The sequence below is a fragment of the Peribacillus sp. Aquil_B1 genome (assembly GCF_022603275.1).
Lineage (GTDB): Bacteria > Bacillota > Bacilli > Bacillales > DSM-1321 > Peribacillus.
The window spans coordinates 317,116-336,948 of sequence record NZ_JAKXEE010000003.1; the positions used below are offsets into that span (position 1 = coordinate 317,116).

11 protein-coding genes are annotated in these 19,833 nt (G+C 39.0%); 5 read left to right on the forward strand and 6 right to left on the reverse strand.

What is annotated here, in order from left to right; translation table 11 throughout:
- Positions 1 to 23 precede the first annotated feature (23 nt).
- Positions 24 to 3,353 carry a CDP-glycerol glycerophosphotransferase family protein gene (locus MPH60_RS19705; protein ID WP_241594668.1) on the reverse strand — a complete coding sequence of 1,110 codons (3,330 nt, stop codon included), beginning with the start codon at positions 3,351 to 3,353 and terminating at the stop codon, positions 24 to 26.
- Between the two features lie 902 nt (positions 3,354 to 4,255).
- Here MPH60_RS19705 and tagD point away from each other — a divergent pair.
- From tagD to MPH60_RS19725, 4 genes are all read left to right on the forward strand, one after another.
- Positions 4,256 to 4,654 (forward strand): glycerol-3-phosphate cytidylyltransferase, encoded by a 399-nt coding sequence (gene tagD / locus MPH60_RS19710; protein ID WP_057278149.1) that lies wholly within the window; start codon positions 4,256 to 4,258, stop codon positions 4,652 to 4,654.
- Positions 4,647 to 5,810: a CDP-glycerol glycerophosphotransferase family protein gene (locus MPH60_RS19715; RefSeq protein ID WP_241594667.1), complete on the forward strand. Its 1,164-nt coding sequence runs from the start codon at positions 4,647 to 4,649 to the stop codon at positions 5,808 to 5,810. Before tagD ends, MPH60_RS19715 begins: the two co-directional genes overlap by 8 nt.
- 283 nt (positions 5,811 to 6,093) lie before the next feature.
- A complete protein-coding gene (locus MPH60_RS27835; RefSeq protein WP_241594666.1) occupies positions 6,094 to 7,134 on the forward strand; it encodes a C40 family peptidase in 1,041 nt (346 codons plus the stop codon).
- Between the two features lie 286 nt (positions 7,135 to 7,420).
- On the forward strand, positions 7,421 to 8,347 hold the full coding sequence (locus MPH60_RS19725) for an LCP family glycopolymer transferase (RefSeq protein WP_241594665.1): 927 nt from the start codon (positions 7,421 to 7,423) through the stop codon (positions 8,345 to 8,347).
- Between the two features lie 21 nt (positions 8,348 to 8,368).
- Here the strand turns inward: MPH60_RS19725 and MPH60_RS19730 are convergent, their stop codons facing one another.
- From MPH60_RS19730 to secA, 3 genes are all read right to left on the reverse strand, one after another.
- Complete coding sequence (locus tag MPH60_RS19730; protein WP_241594664.1) at positions 8,369 to 10,153, reverse strand: LTA synthase family protein; 1,785 nt, start codon at positions 10,151 to 10,153, stop codon at positions 8,369 to 8,371.
- A 245-nt stretch (positions 10,154 to 10,398) separates the two neighbouring features.
- Positions 10,399 to 10,848: an SLAP domain-containing protein gene (locus MPH60_RS19735; protein ID WP_241594663.1), complete on the reverse strand. Its 450-nt coding sequence runs from the start codon at positions 10,846 to 10,848 to the stop codon at positions 10,399 to 10,401.
- On the reverse strand, positions 10,845 to 13,223 hold the full coding sequence (secA, locus tag MPH60_RS19740) for a preprotein translocase subunit SecA (protein ID WP_241594662.1): 2,379 nt from the start codon (positions 13,221 to 13,223) through the stop codon (positions 10,845 to 10,847). Before secA ends, MPH60_RS19735 begins: the two co-directional genes overlap by 4 nt.
- A 256-nt stretch (positions 13,224 to 13,479) precedes the next feature.
- Here secA and MPH60_RS19745 point away from each other — a divergent pair, with 256 nt between their 5' ends.
- Entirely contained in the window at positions 13,480 to 14,895 is a 1,416-nt protein-coding gene (locus MPH60_RS19745; RefSeq protein ID WP_241594661.1) for an alkaline phosphatase, read from the forward strand.
- A 531-nt stretch (positions 14,896 to 15,426) separates the two neighbouring features.
- On the opposite strand, the gene MPH60_RS19750 is transcribed toward MPH60_RS19745, so the two are convergent.
- Together MPH60_RS19750 and MPH60_RS19755 are read right to left on the reverse strand one after the other, a co-directional pair.
- Positions 15,427 to 17,496: a SpoIID/LytB domain-containing protein gene (locus MPH60_RS19750; protein WP_241615859.1), complete on the reverse strand. Its 2,070-nt coding sequence runs from the start codon at positions 17,494 to 17,496 to the stop codon at positions 15,427 to 15,429.
- Between the two features lie 258 nt (positions 17,497 to 17,754).
- Positions 17,755 to 19,761: a penicillin-binding transpeptidase domain-containing protein gene (locus MPH60_RS19755; RefSeq protein WP_241589664.1), complete on the reverse strand. Its 2,007-nt coding sequence runs from the start codon at positions 19,759 to 19,761 to the stop codon at positions 17,755 to 17,757.
- Between the last annotated feature and the right edge of the window lie 72 nt (positions 19,762 to 19,833).

The following is a 19,833-nucleotide window of genomic DNA, read 5'->3' on the forward strand; positions in this document are numbered from 1 at the left end:
AACAATACCCTTTATCTTAGGAATCAATCATTAAAAAATTTATCCACGATTCTCTGGGTAGCTTTACCATCCTCTATTCCACAATACTTCTCTCTAAATAAACCATATCTTTCTTTATATTGCATGTTTATTTCATCGATATTGGTAATAGTTTCGATAATCTCCTCAGTTGTTTTTAAAAATGGACCTGGAGCTTCCTTTTCAAAATCCATATAGAAACCACGGATGTTATCTCGATAATCTTCCAAATCATACGTGTAGTATAAAATCGGCCGAGCAGTATTAGCAAAATCGAACATAACTGAAGAATAATCCGTAATCAATATATCAGAAATCAGGTAAAGTTCCTGAATATCTGAATAATTGGATACATTTATCACGAAATCCTCAAATTCACTCGGGATGCTGAGATTATTGCTTATAACAACATGCATCCTTAACAACAGGATATATTCATCCCCTAATTCTTTCTTCATTCTTTCCAAATCAAATTTAAGTTCGAAAATGAATTTATTATTTTTCGAAGTTTGATTATCCCGGAATGTAGGAGCATATAAGATGACTTTTTTTCCTTTTGGTATCTTCAATTTTTCCAACACCGACTTGGAAATTATTGAAGCATCTTCCTTGTAAAACAAATCATTTCTTGGATATCCCGTTTCTAAAATTTCCCCATCATACTTAAAAGCGCTTCTGAAGGCCTTGGATGCGTATGGACTTGGTGATATTAAATAATCCCATGTTCTCGTTGCACCATGCACTCGATCTAAGTACCCATCGTCTCTTCCTTGAATATTGTCTATATCAAATAGCATTTTTTTCAAAGGAGTACCATGCCAAGTCTGGATATATGTCGTTTCCTTCCTTTTGCTTAAATAAGTAGGGAAGTTTTGATTATTGATCCAATAACCTGCTTTGGCTAAATAATAATAGTATTCCGGACTTAACCGTTTAACCAGCTTTGTATTCTTGCCTTTTATCGGTAAATTACCATTATACACCCAAACTTTTTTATATTTATTATCCCTTTTGACGAGTTCTTCATAAATATACTTGGGGCTATCGGCGAATTGCTTCCCTATCCCACTCTCAAAAAGAATAAGGTTCCGGTCAACCGGGATAACCTTGGACATGATTTTATAAACTTTTTTCATGACAGGGAAATACTTATCACTTTTCCTGAACCGATTCATGATGAGTTTCGATATTGGATGGTTATATATTTTAATTAGTGAATTTTGATCTTTTTCTGCATTTTGAATCACTTCAAATATCCTTGAATTAGAATGGACATCGCGATATTTAATAAAACGGTTTGCCTTATCCATATACTTTTTCTTCATGACAAAATCAGTGTTGGCATATTCGGCTAATACACCTAACAATTCATCCAATTCATTAACGATTTCACCCGGAAGATCATTATCCAAATCCAAATGTGAAGGTCTTTTCCCTATGAAACGATCTCTATCAAATTGATAGTAAATGACCGGTTTATGCAGGAAGCTAAAATCAAAAGCTACACTTGAATAGTCCGTGATCATAATCGCGCTTTCCTTAATTAATCTTTGGACATCCACTTCACCCTGACTGATCACCCTGACTGGGGCATCTTTAAAATAAGACGTGAACTTCTGCATATTAGGGTGAAGGCAAAAAATGATTTCAAACCCATTGTTTTTAGATAACTCATGTAAAACCGGGTGATTCACTAATTTCTGATACCTTTCAAAATACTCGCTTTCCAAAAATATTTCATCGGATGTAATCCAATCTCTCCATGTTGGAATGATCAATAATTGCCGCTTTGTTAAAACATCATCCTTGAACAGCGAGTCGAACCTCGAAAGTCCCGTCGTGAATACTTCTTTTTCGTTGTATCCAAAATCTGTTACAATCATATCCTTTTCGAAGTCTGAACTTACCAGAAAAACATCCGTACTAAAGCCAGAGACTGCATTTTTCCCGTAGTTTGCCACCATATTCTTCGTACCCATAACACCATGTTGAAGAAATACCTTAACTCCCTTAACACGATTTTTAAATTCAGATGTTCTTAAAGGATATAAATAATCCGGATGATGTGATGAAATGATACGGGTCGATTCCATCGTCTTTTTAATATGATCCTTTGACTTGAAATAAAGTATATTTCCAAAGGGCTCGACGTTCTTGGCTTCCACCGAATTTTCTTCAATTACATAATACACTTCTTTTTCTGGGTGGTTTTCCCTCATATATTTAAAAAAGTGATACCCGGTATCCTGGGCTTTATACGTTCTTTCTCCAATTAGCCAGACATCCTTTTTCTTTTTAAATAAGGCCAAAAATCGCCTCCACCCCATCATCCTTCTTAAATATCGATAACTTTCCGTAGAGAAGTTAAACACTTCCAATGATAAATTGGATGCTTTGAAGGTATAGTATGGATTGACGATAGCAACTCCATTATTCGAGCTGACATCGGTCTCTTTAGTAAATAATTTAGTTCTGGTGGTTGGTCTTCCGACGCGTACCATTTTCGGCTCTTCCTGATCATGCAAATGCAATTTCATGTAAATGTCATATACATCATCTTCCAAATCAGCACTGACTAATTGTTCTAAATCCAACCTCAAATCATATATATAACGATTCAGTCCATATTTCTTGATATTCATTTCCTTATTGTGAATAAAAGAGATATTTGCCTGATATTCTTTGTCACTTTGTCTTCCTTTTACAAGGCCCTCACCTTTTATGATCCTTGAATGCTTGGTGAAAATTTGACCATCAATTTGAATGGTCTTCGATTTGTTTTTGATTTTTTCTATTTGAGACTTAATCGAAATTTTAGGAGTTTTATTGAAGTAAAGAGATAAATTCCCTTTATTTGTTATAGATAATATACTTTGTTTATCTTCATAATTATAAATACTCAAATTGTTCATGTGCGTTTCCTGAAAACGCCCTAGACGAATTGGATATTCGATAAGAACCTGTTCGTTCTCTTCTACATATTCAGCTTTATGCTCGACACTAAGTATCGTTTTTTTGCTCAGCTTATCAACTGGAACGGAAACCTTTAAATAACAGTCATAAACAGTCGGTTCATCACCTTCTAATTTCCGCATTAAATCTTTCAAATCTACTTTAAACTCAAATTTAGATGAACTCACCGATTCAGCTATTTTTATTTTTTGATCTTCGTACTCCCTAGAAAATAGCCATAGTTCTTTTGCGCAATAATGTTCTATTGAAAATTCCCCTTTTATCAACAGTGTATCTTTCTCTTGCGCAATGGTCAGAACTTGTTTCAGCTTAATTTTAGGAGTTTTTTTTGCTTTCCCTTTTCCAAGAAGCTTTTTAATCATTTTAGACCACCTATTACAAATTATTTAAATAGAAACGAATCATTCAATGTACTTTAAAATCATAAACTTTTTTGGGTTTTTCCTCAATATCATTAAACAGACAGGTGAACTGTCCATATATTCCCTGCAATTCCTCTAATGAACAAAAAAGACAATATTGATTAGTCCTTTGTCGAAAATGAACATACTAAAACTAAAAAACATTCCCTGCCGTTCTTCCATGTTGCCAGAATGGAAAGGGAATAGCAAAAACAATTCTCTTAATGGCATAGAAGTCTTCTCGAGATCAAAGTTAACGCTTTCAAAAAAATAGTTGCATTTCATTATTGGATCCTTAAAAAATGTTAGGCGATAGATTTATGGCCTATTCATGCCCATCATTTGTCCTTCATACAATTCTGCCGCTTCACCTTCACTATTAGAAAACAGGGATGAATGAAGCTCCTCTAGTTGTTCTCTCCTAAACGTGGTAAAATTGTGAATGGCTTATTCTGATTGCAGCAAGAATAATGAAATTTTTCTTATCTCTCGTTCATCAGCTTACTTCAAGTAATGTGAAAAAAATTATTTTTAAATACCATTCAGTATAATCCAAACATCCATATGGACACCTTATTATGCCCTACAAATTAGTCAACATTTAATTTTAGCTTAAAAAATAATATTTACAATAATCATCAATGTAAAAATTGTGGCTTATTTGTAAAAAAATTGTGGTTTATTTGTAAAGCTATTAAGTTATAATTAGTTAGAGAATGTCATTGCCTAAAAAATATAGGAAAACAACAAGCAGAATTGAAATGCTAGTTTCCTGTTTTATTGTTCCATTTCATATTCTAATAGACCAAATATATATTAATTTGATTAAATAACAGTTTAAGAGTTTTAAAGGAGGAATAAAAATGAAGAAAGTAATCACTTACGGAACCTTTGATTTGCTTCATTGGGGTCATATCAATCTATTAAAACGCGCTAAAGATTTAGGGGATTATCTGATCGTTGCCATTTCCACGGATGAATTCAATGCTTTAAAAGATAAAAAAGCTTATCATAGCTTTGAAAACAGAAAAATGATCCTTGAATCAATCCGCTATGTGGATGAAGTTATACCGGAAGACAATTGGGAACAAAAAAGGGAAGACATCGTTCGTGAAGGTGTAGATATCTTTGTAATGGGCGATGACTGGAAAGGCCAATTCGATGAATTATCCGAAGTTTGTGAAGTGGTCTACCTTCCAAGAACAATCGGCATTTCGACTTCCCAAATTAAAGATGACCTTTTACAAGTTACTAATGGCTAAAGAATTCGCGATAGGGATTTATCTTTTTTGTTTCAAAGTTTTATTCTCTATCTTTAAACTTTTCCCTTTATATGACAAAACGACCTTTGTCACATCATTCGGGGACAATTGCCAATATATTGCAAATGAAATGGACAAGCAGGACATATCCGTTCAAAAAGTATTTTTAATGAAATCGAGCAGTTCCATACAAGTTAAGGACGATGGGGAAACCATCGTCCTTCCGTTTGAATCAAAAAATATCTTGGCCATGTTCCGATCGGTTTATCATCTGGCTACATCAAAATGGATTATCGTCGATAATTATTTTGGCTTTCTTTCAGCCATTGCATTCAAAAAGCAAGTGACATGTGTCCAAGTGTGGCATGCAGCCGGTGCCGTTAAGCAATTCGGGGCAAAAGACCCTTCCATTCAAAACCGTTCAGCAGGTGCAAGGAAAAGATTTTTAGAGGTTTATAACAAATTCGATTATGTTACGGCAGGTTCAGAGAGAATGGCCGAGATTTTTCGAGAAAGTTTTCAACTGCCGGCATCCCGTATCCTAAGGACCGGGATACCTCGGACCGATTTCTTTTTCAATGATGAATCAAAAAGAAATGCCCGTAATGCTTTGCTGGACAAGTATCCAGAACTTGAGCATAAGAAAATCATCCTGTATGCCCCTACATTCCGTAATGACGGCTTGAACGGCGGAGAGATTGCACTTGATTTGGAATTGCTCTACAAGGAACTTCAGGACGAAAATTATGCGTTATTGCTAAAACTGCATCCAGCAGTAAACTCAAAGCATGATTTACAAGATAAATTCCCGGGATTCATTTACCCTGTCAATAGTGAATTTCACGTTAATCAACTGCTTATCAGTACGGATCTTTTAATAACCGATTACTCATCGATACCATTTGAATTCTCTTTCTTGGAAAGACCCATGATATTCTTTGCATATGACTTAGAAAAATATGTGCAGGAACGGGGATTCTGGGAGGATTACTCCTCTTCCATGCCCGGACCCGTGGTATCTACCACAGAAGAGCTCTTAAAGGAGATCCATGCCGACGATCATTCATTACTTAAGATCGCATCCTTTAATCAAAAATGGAATGAATACTCCACAGGAAATTCAAGCAGGAATTTAGTCGATTTCCTTTTTAAATAAAACACCCACTTCGTAAAACGAAGTGGGTGTTCGTTTTTCCCAACGGCAATGCACATCCTAAAAAAGGGGCATTTTTCACAAATAATGACAAACAAAAACGCAATACTACTTAATGTGAAAAAAGACTCACAATATAGAAAATATTGTAGATTACATTACTCAAATCCCTCCAATATAAACCAGTAAAATACTACTATTTCCCCCTTGTAACAAAAATGTAATATGTTTAAACCTGTTTATTTTGTTAGAATAGGGAAAAAGACATATTTAGAGGTGGAAAATTGTGAAAAAAAGTGTTGTCGCATTTTCGACATTAGCCATTTTATCTTCGACTTTTGCTGCTCCTGCCCTTGCCGGTACATATACAGTCAAAAGCGGTGATAACTTAAGTAAAATCGCCCAGAAGCATAATACGACGGTAAAAGACTTAAAACAGCTTAATAACTTAAAATCAGACTTTTTGAGAATCAATCAAAAATTAATTACACCCAACTCCAAAACAACATCAAATGCTTCTTCAGTTTCCGTGAAAAAAACAAAGAAAACCACATATACCATTGTTTCAGGTGACACCCTAACCAGGATAGCAAACAAGCATAACCTTACACTTGCTGAATTGATGAAACTGAATAACTTAAAATCCGATAGAATTTATGCAGGTAACAAACTTATCGTATCTAAATCAACCACTACCACTACCATTGATCTACCCGGCAGCTCCAAACCATCCAATGTTACACAGACCCCAGTCAATTCGTCTACATACATTGTGGTAAAAGGTGACACTCTTTCCAAGATTTCCAGAAAAACCAACATGACTGTAGCTCAGCTTAAATCGATCAACTCTTTAAAGTCCGATTTAATCAGAGTGGGTCAAAAGCTAAAACTGAGTAAATCGGCAAGCACTGCCCCAGCGGATAAAAACGATGAAGGAAAAGTGGAAGCCCCAAGTTCTGGGAACAAAGTGGCCAAGCTCGTTTCCGAAGCAAAAAAATTAATTGGTACACCATATTCGTGGGCAGGTTCCTCCCCATCAGGTTTCGATTGCAGTGGATTCATTTACTATACATTCAAGAAGGCTGGGTATGACGTACCGAGGCTTTCATCTTCCACATATTATGATATGGGTAAAAGGGTTACTTCACCGAAAAGCGGCGATCTCATCTTCTTTGCAACGGGTTCCAATAAATCAGTTGTAAGCCATATGGGAATCTACTTGGGCGGCGGGGAATTCATTCATGCCTCATCAAGCAAGGGAGTAACAATCAGTACTACTTCAAACTCTTATTTCAAGAGTAAAATCATCGGTTATAGAAGTCTATGAAATTTACTTGCCAGGCTTTCTCTTGAAGTCTGGCAATTTCATGCAAAAGATTCATAGCTTCTTTTCAGATGTTATACTATTAACGAAATATTCTAATGATGAACTAACGAAGGAATTCGGTTTCTCTGGAATCCTTCGTTTTTTTGGATGAAAAAAGGTAAATATGCACTCTAAGTACAAAAAGAAACTATTCTATTTTTGACAGAAAAAAGGTATAGTTAAAAATACCGACTAGGTACTTTTTCACACCTTCCATTTTGTGGGATGGTCAAGGGAGGAATATTAAATGAGATCCGAACATAAAAAAAAGAAAAAGAAACGCAAAACGTTTAAAATAATCGGCTTCACCCTTCTTATCCTTTTAATTGGCACAGGTGTTTATGGCGCTTCAGTTTATCAATCATTAGCTGGTGCGATTAGCACTATGCAAGGTACAGCCCATAAAACGGATAAACGGGTGGAGGACATCAAGTTCAAAAGCAAAGATCCATTTTCATTGCTGATTCTTGGTGTGGATGAAAGAGAAAATGACTCAGGCCGATCAGATACGATGATTGTCATGACGGTTAATCCTAAAAAAGAATCGATTGAGTTATTGAGTTTACCGAGGGATACGCGTACAGAGATCATCGGTAAAGGAATAAATGATAAAATGAACCATGCCTATGCATATGGCGGAGTTGCCATGTCGATAAATACAGTAGAAGCCTATTTGGATATTCCGATTGATTATTACGTCAAAATGAATATGGAAGGTTTTCAAGACATTGTGAATGCTGTTGGTGGCGTCACAGTCGATAATGATATGGACCTTGCCTATAAAGGCTATACTTTCAATAAAGGCACAATAGACTTAAATGGTAAAGAGGCCTTGATTTATTCCCGAATCCGTAAGGAAGATCCCCGCGGGGATTATGGACGGCAAATGCGGCAACGCCAGGTTATTCAAGCTGTCATGAAAAAAGGGTCAAGCCTATCGACACTTACCAATTATGACGATATATTCGAAGCTCTAGGTAAAAACGTGGAAACCAATTTAAGTTTCAATGAAATGTTGAGCATCCAAAATAACTACAAATCATCCCTCAAAAATATTGAACAATATACACTTGAAGGTGACAATCAACGGGTAGATGGCGTTTGGTACAACATCGTTCCGGAAGATACAAAGCTTGAAGCCCAAAATCGTGTGAAAACGCATTTGGGATTATAAGAAAAAAGAGGATGGCTTTTATCAGTCATCCTCTTTTTTCTCTTCCTTCATTTGTTTAAAATAATCAGAGCGTATCACTTGATCACTCAGATCAATCTCCTTTTGGTCTTCTGGTGAAAATACTTCGACCTTTCCTTCCCCATTAATTTTCATTTGAGAACCATAATCCCCTTTTAATATCAAAGCATCACCATCTTCGCCATTCAGCATGCTCTCTCCAAAGTATGAAGAACTCTTAATATTGAACAGATCATATAGAGTTGGTAAAATATCGATTTGGCCCGCTAGCTTATCAATCGTTCTCCCTTCCATATCCTCCTGATAAATGATCACGGGAATGGGCATATATTTTTCAATCCACTCTTCATCGCTAATTTTACTACCGTAATACGTTTCTACCTCGTGTTTATCTTTTAAAAATAGCCCATCATGATCTCCGTATATGACAATCACGCTGTCTTTCAATTTCCCGTCATCCTTTAACCTCTTTACGAAATCCCCGATGGCTGAATCTGTATAATGAATGGCTTCAAAATATTTAGTCAGGTAACTGTTCTCTTTTCCGACTTCAGGCTTCAATGTTATCTGTTCCTTTGGTAGCGAAAAAGGTACATGGCTGGTCAATGTAACAAAAAAAGCGTAATAGGGATTTTGTTTATCTTTTAAGAAATCATAGCTTTGATTGAAGAAACTGCGGTCTCCCAATCCCATCGAAATCATCTCATCTTGCGACATATCCTCTATGGAATGATAGTCATCAAACCCTAGCGAGGGATATGCATGCTGCCTATTCCAAAAGTCTTCTTCATCTCCGTGGAAAGCAAAACTTTGATAATCGGACTTTTTTAATTCTTTAGCAAGACCCGGAAAATCATTATATGGGAATCGAAAAAAGGTCGCACCCTGCTTTAAAGGAAATAATCCAGTATTCACGATAAGCTCTCCGTCAGATGAATTCCCAAATACCGTCTGTGGATAAACGCGGGGGAAGTACAATCCCCCTTTCGCCAGTTCATTCATGAATGGAGTGACCTCCTGCCCGGCACTGCTTTGAAAGAGCGGAAACGCCTGTAAAGATTCCACTTGGATGATAATGAGATTCTTCCCTTCCAAGGAGCCTGAATGCTCATTTTCCTTTCTTTTCTTTTTATTGAAGTAATCAGAAACAGCCTTCTTTTCCTGAGAAGACATTGCATGCCTTCCCGAGTCAGTAAAATAGGCATACGTATCCAATGCGTGATGACCGATCGGTCCCCAGTTTCGCAAGAAGGTATTCGCCTCATAACGCCTGGTTATATCCACTTTGTCGATAAAGATGTTCTTGACCGGCTTCAATCCTGCGATCATCAGGAATATTACGACCGGTACAATCGCCATATGCTTGAGGGGGTATTTTTTCTTCACAAATGACTCAGCAATTGGAATGCCTGCCAGAAGAAAGATTGCATCCTTCATTTCCATCATACTGAATATACTTTCACCGAGCCCATTCAGGTTGCTTTTTTGCATCCACATATAGGATGTTATAGGTGTCGAATAATAACGGTAAAACCAGATGTCCCCAAGGAAAAAGACCATGATCGAAAGAAGGAAAACTGAAAAAATGATGCCTTTCACGACTCGATTCGATATCCATTCCTTCAGATAAACAATAATACCGGCAACACCGATGATTATCGTAATGATCCCTATAGAAAGATCGTTACCCATCCTATCATTCGTATAAATGAAAAGTATGGCCACAATTGAGAATGACACTAACTCAAATAGCCTCTCCTTCAATCGTTGATTACGGTTATTCTCCATGCGCCTGCCACTTTCCTCTTCATTATTTCCAAGCCTTAGTTAAGCCTGAATTACGGAAGATTACTTATAAATATTACTTAGCGTTGCCATTTATGAGAAATTGCACACAGAAAACGGCATAAATATTTAGCACTAATGACTTCCTTCATGAACAAAAAGCCTTCATCACTAAAAGGATGAGGGCTTTGCTTTGTATCTTCCGTTATAATAGATGCCGGTTACAGCTAGACTCACAGGGGGTTTTCCTACTTTCTCTTCCATTCAAAAGCAATCTTCCAACCTTCATCGGGAATCGAGTCCGCCAACATATCCCCTTCCTCGAATAAGAAACGCCATGGCATGCTTGAAAGTGCTGGAAGCTCACCAAGCTCCGAAAGGTCGAATGCCTTTTTTGCGAGGAATTTTCCCTTTCCATCAACTAACAGTAAATCCACGGTATCAAAACTGACAGCTTTCACTATTGAACTTCGTAAAAAAGCCTCTATGATTACATCATTTTCCACCCTAGTCAGCTTGATGCCGGATAATGAAATTTGGTTCGGTTTTAATGCAGGAAGCCTTTGATGGCGGAATTTATATACATATTCCTCTTGCTTGGAAATTTCCCACCCCTTGTGAAACATCAAGGCAGTATGAACGGTGTCATCCTGATTTGATAACTTTTGTGTATGATCCTTTTTTCCAAATAAACTCATCGTTCCTCACCCTCCAAAGCCGCTTCATCTTCCTGATTGCTTTTCATATATTCCATAAAACGGATGCTTATCTCGGACTCAATTTTACTTAATAGATGGTTGAATTGACTGAGAGCTGCTTTTTCATACAACGTATATGGGTCCTGATGACCATATCCGCTTAAACCAACGCCTTCCTTCACACTGTTCATTTGATCCAGGTGGTTCATCCAATTTGTATCGATATGCTGGAGCATGAAAGCGCGCAACTGGTTTCCCCATTCTGCATCGTTCTGAAAGATCACAAGTCTCGATTTCAATTCACCTAAAGCATCCAACGCTTTTCCTTCGATTTGGCCTTCTAAATCCTGCAAATCACCTTCCAGCCAACCCAACGACTGGAAAACAGGGGAAAGCTCTTCAATAAAGGCAGAGGAATCAGGTTCCATCATATGTTCAGGGGAATATTTCACTGTGAGCCGAGTAATGTATTTTTCAATATATTCAAGTAAAATGGCCGACATCCGTCCAGGCTCCATATCAAGAATACGATCTCTCATTGCATAGATGATTTTACTCTGCTCATTTAATGCATGCTCTAACTTCAATAAATGGTAACGGCTTGATTGATGCATCTGCTCTACCGTTTCCTGAACCATTTTAACGAATTTATCGGGTGCAGGGCTCAGCACCATTCCATTTTCATCCGTTTTGATTTTCTTGATATAACGTCCGATTTCTTCTTCATCATAGTAATCAAACAAATCATCTTCCAAAGATATGATGAATTGTGTTGAACCAGGATCACCCTGCCGGCCGGAACGTCCTCTTAGTTGCATATCGATCCGGCGGCTCTCGTGCCGCTCCGTACCGATAATATGAAGGCCGCCCAATTCCTTTACATCATCTCCAAGTATTATATCCGTTCCTCTCCCAGCCATGTTCGTAGCCAGCATCACTTGATTTTTTTGCCCGGCATTCGCGATGATTTCCGCTTCATCCTCTTCCGTCTTCGCATTAAGGATTTGATGTTTAATTTTCCCCTTCTCTAGTTGAATCGAAATTTTTTCAGATTGCTCAATGGAGGTCGTTCCGATCAGAATGGGTCTGCCTCCATCATGAATCCGTTTTACATCCTTGACGATTTTGTTGATTTTGCTTGTTTCATCTTTATAAATCAAATCAACCTCATCAACCCGAATAATGGGCTCATTCGTTGGAATTTCAATGACGGGGAGCTGATATATTTCCCAGAATTCAGACTTTGATGGCATGGCACTGCCTGTCATCCCAGACATTGAATGATATAACCGAAAATAATTTTGGACGGTAATCATGGCCTGTGTTTCATTCTCTTCGGAAATCTCCAAGCCCTCTTTTGCCTCAATCGCTTGATGTAGCCCCTCACTGAAACTTCGCCCCTCCATCACCCTGCCTGTGAATTTATCGATGATTGCAATCTTGCTATCGATGACAATGTAGTCGACATCCAATTTCATGATTGCATGGGCTTTTAGCGCCTGTGTAACATTATGTAATAGCTCTTGATGCTCCATTCCATACAGATTGTCGATACCAAAGGCCGATTCAATCTTAGAAGCCCCCTGATCCGTGAAAAAGACGGACTTTGAATCGATGTAAATCTCGTAATCCTCATTTTCTACAAATGACTTCATGATTTGTGCCGTGATCTGATGGAGTTCGGTTCCGTCGCTTGCCCTGCCCGCAATGATTAATGGTGTCCTCGCTTCATCAATCAAGATGCTGTCAATCTCATCGACAATGGCAAATCGGTGTCCTCTTTGAACCTTGTCTTCTCTTTGGTAGACCATATTATCACGCAAATAATCAAAACCGAACTCTGTTGCCGTCCCATACGTGATATCTGCCGCATACGCATCACGTTTTGCAGAAGTCCCCATTTGGGAAATGTTCAAACCAACCGACAATCCTAGATATTCTAGAATTTGTCCCATCAACTCTTTATCACGTCTGGCCAAATATTCATTAGCCGTAATAATATGCACACCATTACCGTACAGTGCATGTAAATAGCTAGGCAAGGTGGAGACAAGCGTCTTCCCCTCGCCCGTATTCATTTGTGAAATGCCCCCTTCACTCAGGACAAAACCGCCTGCAATCTGAACATCATGGTGCCTAAGATTCAATACTCGCTTGGAAGCCTCCCTCACTACCGCAAAAGCTTCGGCTTGTATATCCAATATATTAACACCAGCATCCAATACGCTTTTAAATCTATCCTTCATTCCGTTTAATTCCAAATCTGAATATCTTTCATAGTTACCCTCTAGCCGATTCACTTCTTCTACCAACTTATAAATTCTCTTCAAGTCTTTAGAACCTTCTTTGAAGAACTTTTTCATACTGGATAGCATAGGGTTTTCTCTCCTATTATTTCAATTGAACTTTAGTGAAATTATATCAGTTAAGTAAGTACTGTTTATAAATTATCACCTTTATATTGTAATTATATAGAAATTCTTTCTTTTTTTGAAAAGTAAATTACGCAAAACCCGACTGGGTGCCGCTAACAGCGCTAAAAAGATTAGCTCCATCCTGAATATCAGGGAGGGGTTTTTTTATCGATTTAAACAAATAATAGGAAGACTTTCACCCAATGGAGGATTACAGATGAATAAGACATCCAGACATAAACCGCATCGCTTTGGATTATTCGTTCTTATAATTTGTTTTATTTGGATGAACTCCCCTATTCAAGCAGAAACAAAAAACACCCCCAAGAATGTCATATTGCTGATTGGCGACGGCATGGGGTTAGGGGCGATAGAAATTGCCCGGCAATTGGAATATGGAAAGACAGGTATACTGCATTTGGAAAAACTGGAGCATGTTGCCCTGATGCGCACGTATTCAGCCAATAATTACGTCACTGACTCGGCAGCAGGAGGATCCGCGATTGCCACTGGTATAAAAACGAACAATGAATCGATTGGAGTCGACGCCAATGGTTCCGAGGTCGATAGTGTATTGGATGCCTTTCAGAACAATGGAAAAAAAGTAGGGATCATCTCAACCAATATGGTAGTCGATGCCACACCCGCTGCATTTGGTGCAAGTGTTCCTAACCGCTGGACAGGTGGCGCAAATATCGCGAGGCAGCTCTTTGATAACCGGATCGATGTCATCCTCGGCGGAGGTGCCAGCTATTTCGAGGCGGATAAGCAGAATGGCGAGGATTTAATCGGTAAGTTTAAACAAGCTGGCTATGGGATTACGACGACTAAAGAAGAACTTAGTTCCATAAATAAACCGGAAAAACTTTTAGGATTATTTCACCCTACCTATATGAATTTTAAACTGGATAAAGAAGTATTACATTCCCAAGAGCCATCTCTACCCGAAATGACATCCAAAGCGTTGGATATTTTATCACGGGGTGACAAGGGATTTTTCTTGATGGCCGAAGGTGCGCGTATTGACCATATGGAGCATGCAGCCGATATCACTGGAATATGGAAAGAAACGATAGAATTTGACCAAACCGTGAAAGAAGTTGTCAATTGGGCAAAAAACCGGAATGATACCTTGATTATTGTTCTTGCAGACCACGAAACAATGGGGACATCCGCTTCTGAAACAATGGATATCCCTGCTTTGAAAAAAATCAGGGTTTCATCTGAATATATGTCAAAACAACTCACATTCGATAAAAATAATGAAATCGATCCAGAAAGTGTCGTTTCCACATTCAAGAATTATGCAAATATATCCCTTACGGAACAGGAAGTCGATCAATTCATCGATAACGTAAGAAAAAATAAAACACTTGTCTATCCACAGCACCAAATTGATTGGGAAATCGGAAGCACCATCGCCAAGCATTATAAGGCGGGTGTAGCTGATCGAAGCATTCGGGCGGCCAGTTCCACAGGAGGGCACACTGCCAATATGATTCCCGTTTTCGCTTCAGGTCCAGGCAGTGAAGCCATTGATGGAGTCATTGAAAATACGGATATTTCGAAAATCATCACAAATGCCGCCCGTGTTCCTTTCACACCCGGGCAGCATAAAACAAAAGAGGAATAAAATCATTACTTCTTCTTTTACGTTTCTTTCTCATTAACCGTTTTTCGGTATTCCTTTCTTTTGAGCTACGTTTACTCAAGTTTTGGGGCATTTCTTTGAAGTTTTGAAGCATTTACTCGTGAGGTTGGTGCATCTGCTCGTTGATTTGCGATTTACTCGTGAGTTTGCGCCTTTTACTCGTGAATTTGAGACCTTTACTCGTGAAATTAGTGCTTTTACTCGTGAGTTTGCGCCTTTTACTCGTGAATTTGAGGCCTTTACTCGTGAATTCGTGCTTTACTCGTGAATTTAGTGCTCTTACTCGTGAGTTTGCGCCTTTTACTCGTGAATTTGAGACCTTTACTCGCGAATTTGAAGCTTTTACTCGTGAGTTTAGGGCTTTACTCGTGAATTTAGTGCTTTTACTCGTGAATTCGTACTTTACTCGTGAGTTTGCGATTTACTTGTGATTTCGTGCTGTTTTCTTTTAAGTGTGGTGCATTTATTCTTTATAAGATCAAAAAAAGACGCCATACGTGACGTCCTACTTCTTCATTTTTTTATGTGTTTTTTTGATACATACCCAAATTTGCTTCCCTTTTTCACTTTATACCATTCATCTTGTTGAGCCAGTATCGTTACGGCTTGGTCTTTGTATAGATTACCGATCGTTTCAGAAGATGCATTTCTACTTTCTTTAATAGATAATTCGTTTGCTGTCACTATTCCCGTCGTCTTCCTAATCGAGATTTTCGTTGAAATGGTTTCCCGATTGTCACTCTCATCCTTAGCGGAGATTTTTACCGTAAATATCCCGTTGGACATATTTTTGAAATTCCAGGTTGCCGATTGACTGCCTTTATTGAACTGCCTTTCAGAAAGGATGCCCACAACCTTACCTTTACTGTTCTTGATTTCCACTGTTACATCAGCGCTTTCATTAATAGTATACGTTATGTTCGCTTTCTCGGTACTATAATCACCCGATGTGTTGACATTGGTGATTTTCGGTGCCGATGTATCTCTACTGATTTTTATCGGCACTGTTTCCAAACCTTCATTCCCGCCTCGGCCCATTGCTGATAATTCTGCTTCATATGTCCCGTTACTTACCGCTTTTGTGTTCCAGATTGCTGAATGGGTACCCTTTTTCAATGTTTGATCACGGACTGGGGTAGCTAAGGCATTCCCTTTACTATCATTAATCGTGAGAGTTACCAAAGCATCTTCTTTTAGGGAGTATGTGATTCCTACCTCTTCATTTAAATGATCCGTCTTCGCTTTCATGTTTACTGAATTCGATTCCGCCTTTACAACAATATCCGTTTTAGATCCAGCACCTGGTCCATATTCCTTTTCTATAGTTGTGTCAGGATAATAAAAACCCAAAATATCTTGATATGAGTGTCCTGCTTCCGCTCTGTTTTTCGCTCCAAACTGACTTAGTCCGACCCCATGCCCATATCCTGATCCTTCGATTGCAACTTTGGAAGGATCGGAAGATGAATGGTCAACCAAATAGCTTTTCATCACCTCTTGCCCCACCATGCCCCTGATTCTGGAAGCCGCTACATTGGTAAGCTTAACCGTTTGCTGCAAAAGCTTTCCCCTGTCATCAACGAGATCCCTTACATAGAAATTCATTTGGATGGAGCCTTTCGTAACACGGCCTCCCGTTTTTTCATCTGTAAAAGTTAACAAGGGAATCTCCGTTATTTTAATATCTTTCTTCGCATATCCATTATTCTTCAGCCAAGCCTTCAGCTTCGGCACAACTGTTTTATCTTTTTCCTCTACACTTGTCCACCATTCTTCAGGTTTAGATAAATCCATTCTTGACAGGTCGATTTGCTGCTTGTCCAGGGTTATCGCCCAATTGGTTTTCGAATCATAGAAATCTTTTTTTATAGCTAAATACGCAAGAGGGTTGCCTCTTGACCATACATTCGAATTCGATTCGGTCATTCCTCCATTGCTTGATGAAAAGAACGCTTCGATTATTTCGCCATCATGTTTGATTACCATGCCCTTTGTCTGTTCAATGGCTGAATCAGTTCGATAATGACCGTCAGCCCCGCCATATACTTGGTAAGAAACCGTATCATCAATGATTGTCGATTGATGGCGAAGTGCATACGTCCGGGCGGCAATCGCCTGTGCTTTTAAGGCTTCGGCATGCCATAGTGCGGGCATCTCCAACGGGACAACTCCCTTTAGATAATCTTCAATGTATACAGTATTGATTGGCCGGATGTGACCGTCCTCCACTGTAAATGTAAATGAGCCTTGATACGGACGGCCGTTTATGGACAATGAAGCATCAGGTTTAACTGGCATTACCTTAAAGGAAGTATAAGACCCCGTCTTCTTAGAACCTTTGTAAACGGCAAGTTTAGCCGACTCCGCTTTCAAAGTCAGACTTTCACCAGCCTTGATGAATATCTCTCCCCCTGAATTGCGGTAGTCCCCGGTTGCCGTTATTTTGACACTGATTCTATTCCCCAAATAATTCTTCAGTTTCACTTCCATCGTTGTATTCTCTTCCGCTGCCGTTGTTTCATGAGAAGGAAATGCAAAAATAGTGATAAAGAAAGCGATAAACAAATACTTTAAACTTCTCATTCCCCTTCATCCTCATTCCTTTTCTATTTATCTTTCAAAGACTTTTGAATGAATCCTGTTCAATCTATTGGCATGAGAAAACTGTTTATATGTAGGTTACTGAACTCTCTTTTTACATTCTGTATATACGACTCATTATCCTTCAAATCCAGCTTTATTGTCGTAATAAATTGGAATCCATACCCAAAATAAAAGCAGGACATGGAAGAAACCATGTCCTGCTTTTCAATGGTGCTTGCTGATGGGTGACTTTTTTCTTTACTTCAAATACTTCTTCAACACCGGTTTCATTTGATCGACAACGACATGGCTGCCGCCCCTGCCTTTTACATCTTCCATCATCCATGCCATGAGAAGTTCAGGTTCTTCTGTGTTCATGGCAACGAACCAGCCATTTTCTGTTCCGTCCGCATCTTTGGATGCCTTGATTTCAGCAGTTCCCGTTTTGGCAGCGATATTGATGCCAAGATCATCTATTCCATGTCCGCTTCCCTTAGGATGTTCCACTACTTGTGTCAGCATCTTGGTGACCTGATTTGCTTGGTCTGCTGAGATCGCATTTTCTTTCCATATTTTCTTTTCTATTTTATCTCCTGTTATTAACGAAGGTGCCATGATGTTTCCTTCATTCAAGAAGGCTGAATAGGTCATGGCGAGATGAAGCGTGCTCATTTGAACTTGCGCTTGACCATATCCGGCATCTGCCAAACGTCCCTCACTGTCGATCTTACCGATGCTCGATGCTTTGATCGGATAATCGTAATTCAAAGACTCATCAAAGCCGAATGCCTTGAGTCCATTTGTGAATTTTTCCTTACCAAGCCCCAGAGCTTTTTGGGCAAAGTAAATATTATCTGAATAAATTAATGCCTTTTCCATATCGATTGGAACACCAGGGTCCGAAACCCTTGTAATGGAATGATCTTTCCATGTCGATTTGGCCCATGTTTTTCCTTGAATATTAATCGACTCTTTCGGATCCACACCATTTTTCAAAGCGATTGCCGCAGTGATGGCCTTAATGGTTGAACCAGGTGCAAAGGTCGAACTGAAGCGGTTCAGAAGTGGTTTTTTCGGGTCTTCTTCAAGTGCTTTTTGTTCCGCTTTCGTTATTCCGAAAATATATTTATTAGGATCAAATGACGGACTTGAAACAAGTGCAAGCGTTTCGCCTGTCTTCGGATCAATTGCCGATGCCGATCCGGCTTCGTTCTTATATTGTTTGAAGATATCCTTTTGAAGCTCGGCGTCGATGGTCAATGTAATTGTTTCTCCCTCTTCAGCAGGCTTTTCAGCAATCACTTTTTCTTCGCCATCTTCAGTTTTAATAAAGATTTTACCGCCAGGTTTGCCTTTAAGTCGCTCTTCCAACACTTCCTCAAGACCGCGCTTGCCAATAACATCACTTGCGGTATATCCTTTTCCTTTCAATTTCTCCAAATCCTCGGCCGATGCCTCACCGACATATCCAATTAGATGGGCAGCAGCCTCTTTATATGGATATATGCGCTCTTCCGTATTATTGACAGATACCCCAGGAATGCTCAATAGCTTTTCCAAGGTTGCAGTATTATCATTTGACATTTTCTTGATGGGCACGAAATAGCTTGGCTTTACCCATAATTGTTTTAATTTCTGATTCACTTCGTCGGTGGACATATTGAGGATTCCAGCGACCGTTTTAACCGTTTCGGTTTCGTTGGCCATTTTCTCTGGCACGATTCCCACTTCTGCAACCGTACCATTCATGGCAAGGCCGCGTTCGTTTCGATCGACAATTTCCCCGCGAATGGCTGGGTACGATTCAACCGATACCTTCTCGCCAGCTTTCAATTGCGGGAATATGTAGCTTTCATCCCACTTGATGTACCAATTTTCTTCCTCGCCTTCCCCTTCCTTGACAAGTGTCGCTTTATGATCAGAGCTGACAGCACCCGCCACAGTGGACATACCTACGGTAAATGGAAGGCTTACCTTTTCTCCATCTTTATGGTCTTTTTCTTCTTTTGGCTGTTTATAGTCCACCTTTAATTGGTCGGCTTCTATGCCCGTATAGATTTTTTCATAACGGTTCGCAAATTCATCCGCACTGATTTTCTTCTTTGTCTCAGGCGACAGATACTCGTACATTTTCGCAAAATCCTGTTTATTCCAAAGCTTCGTGTATGCCGCAAAGCGATCTTCCGGACTTGGCTCATCCGAGCATCCGGCCAGAAACAATACGCTCAACAACAATAAGCTGGAAACTAAAGCTAGTTTCTTCATGATTTCCTCCTAATGAATAGTTAGAATGATATACCTATAGTTTAGCAAAATATTAGGGGAATGGGGGATTTT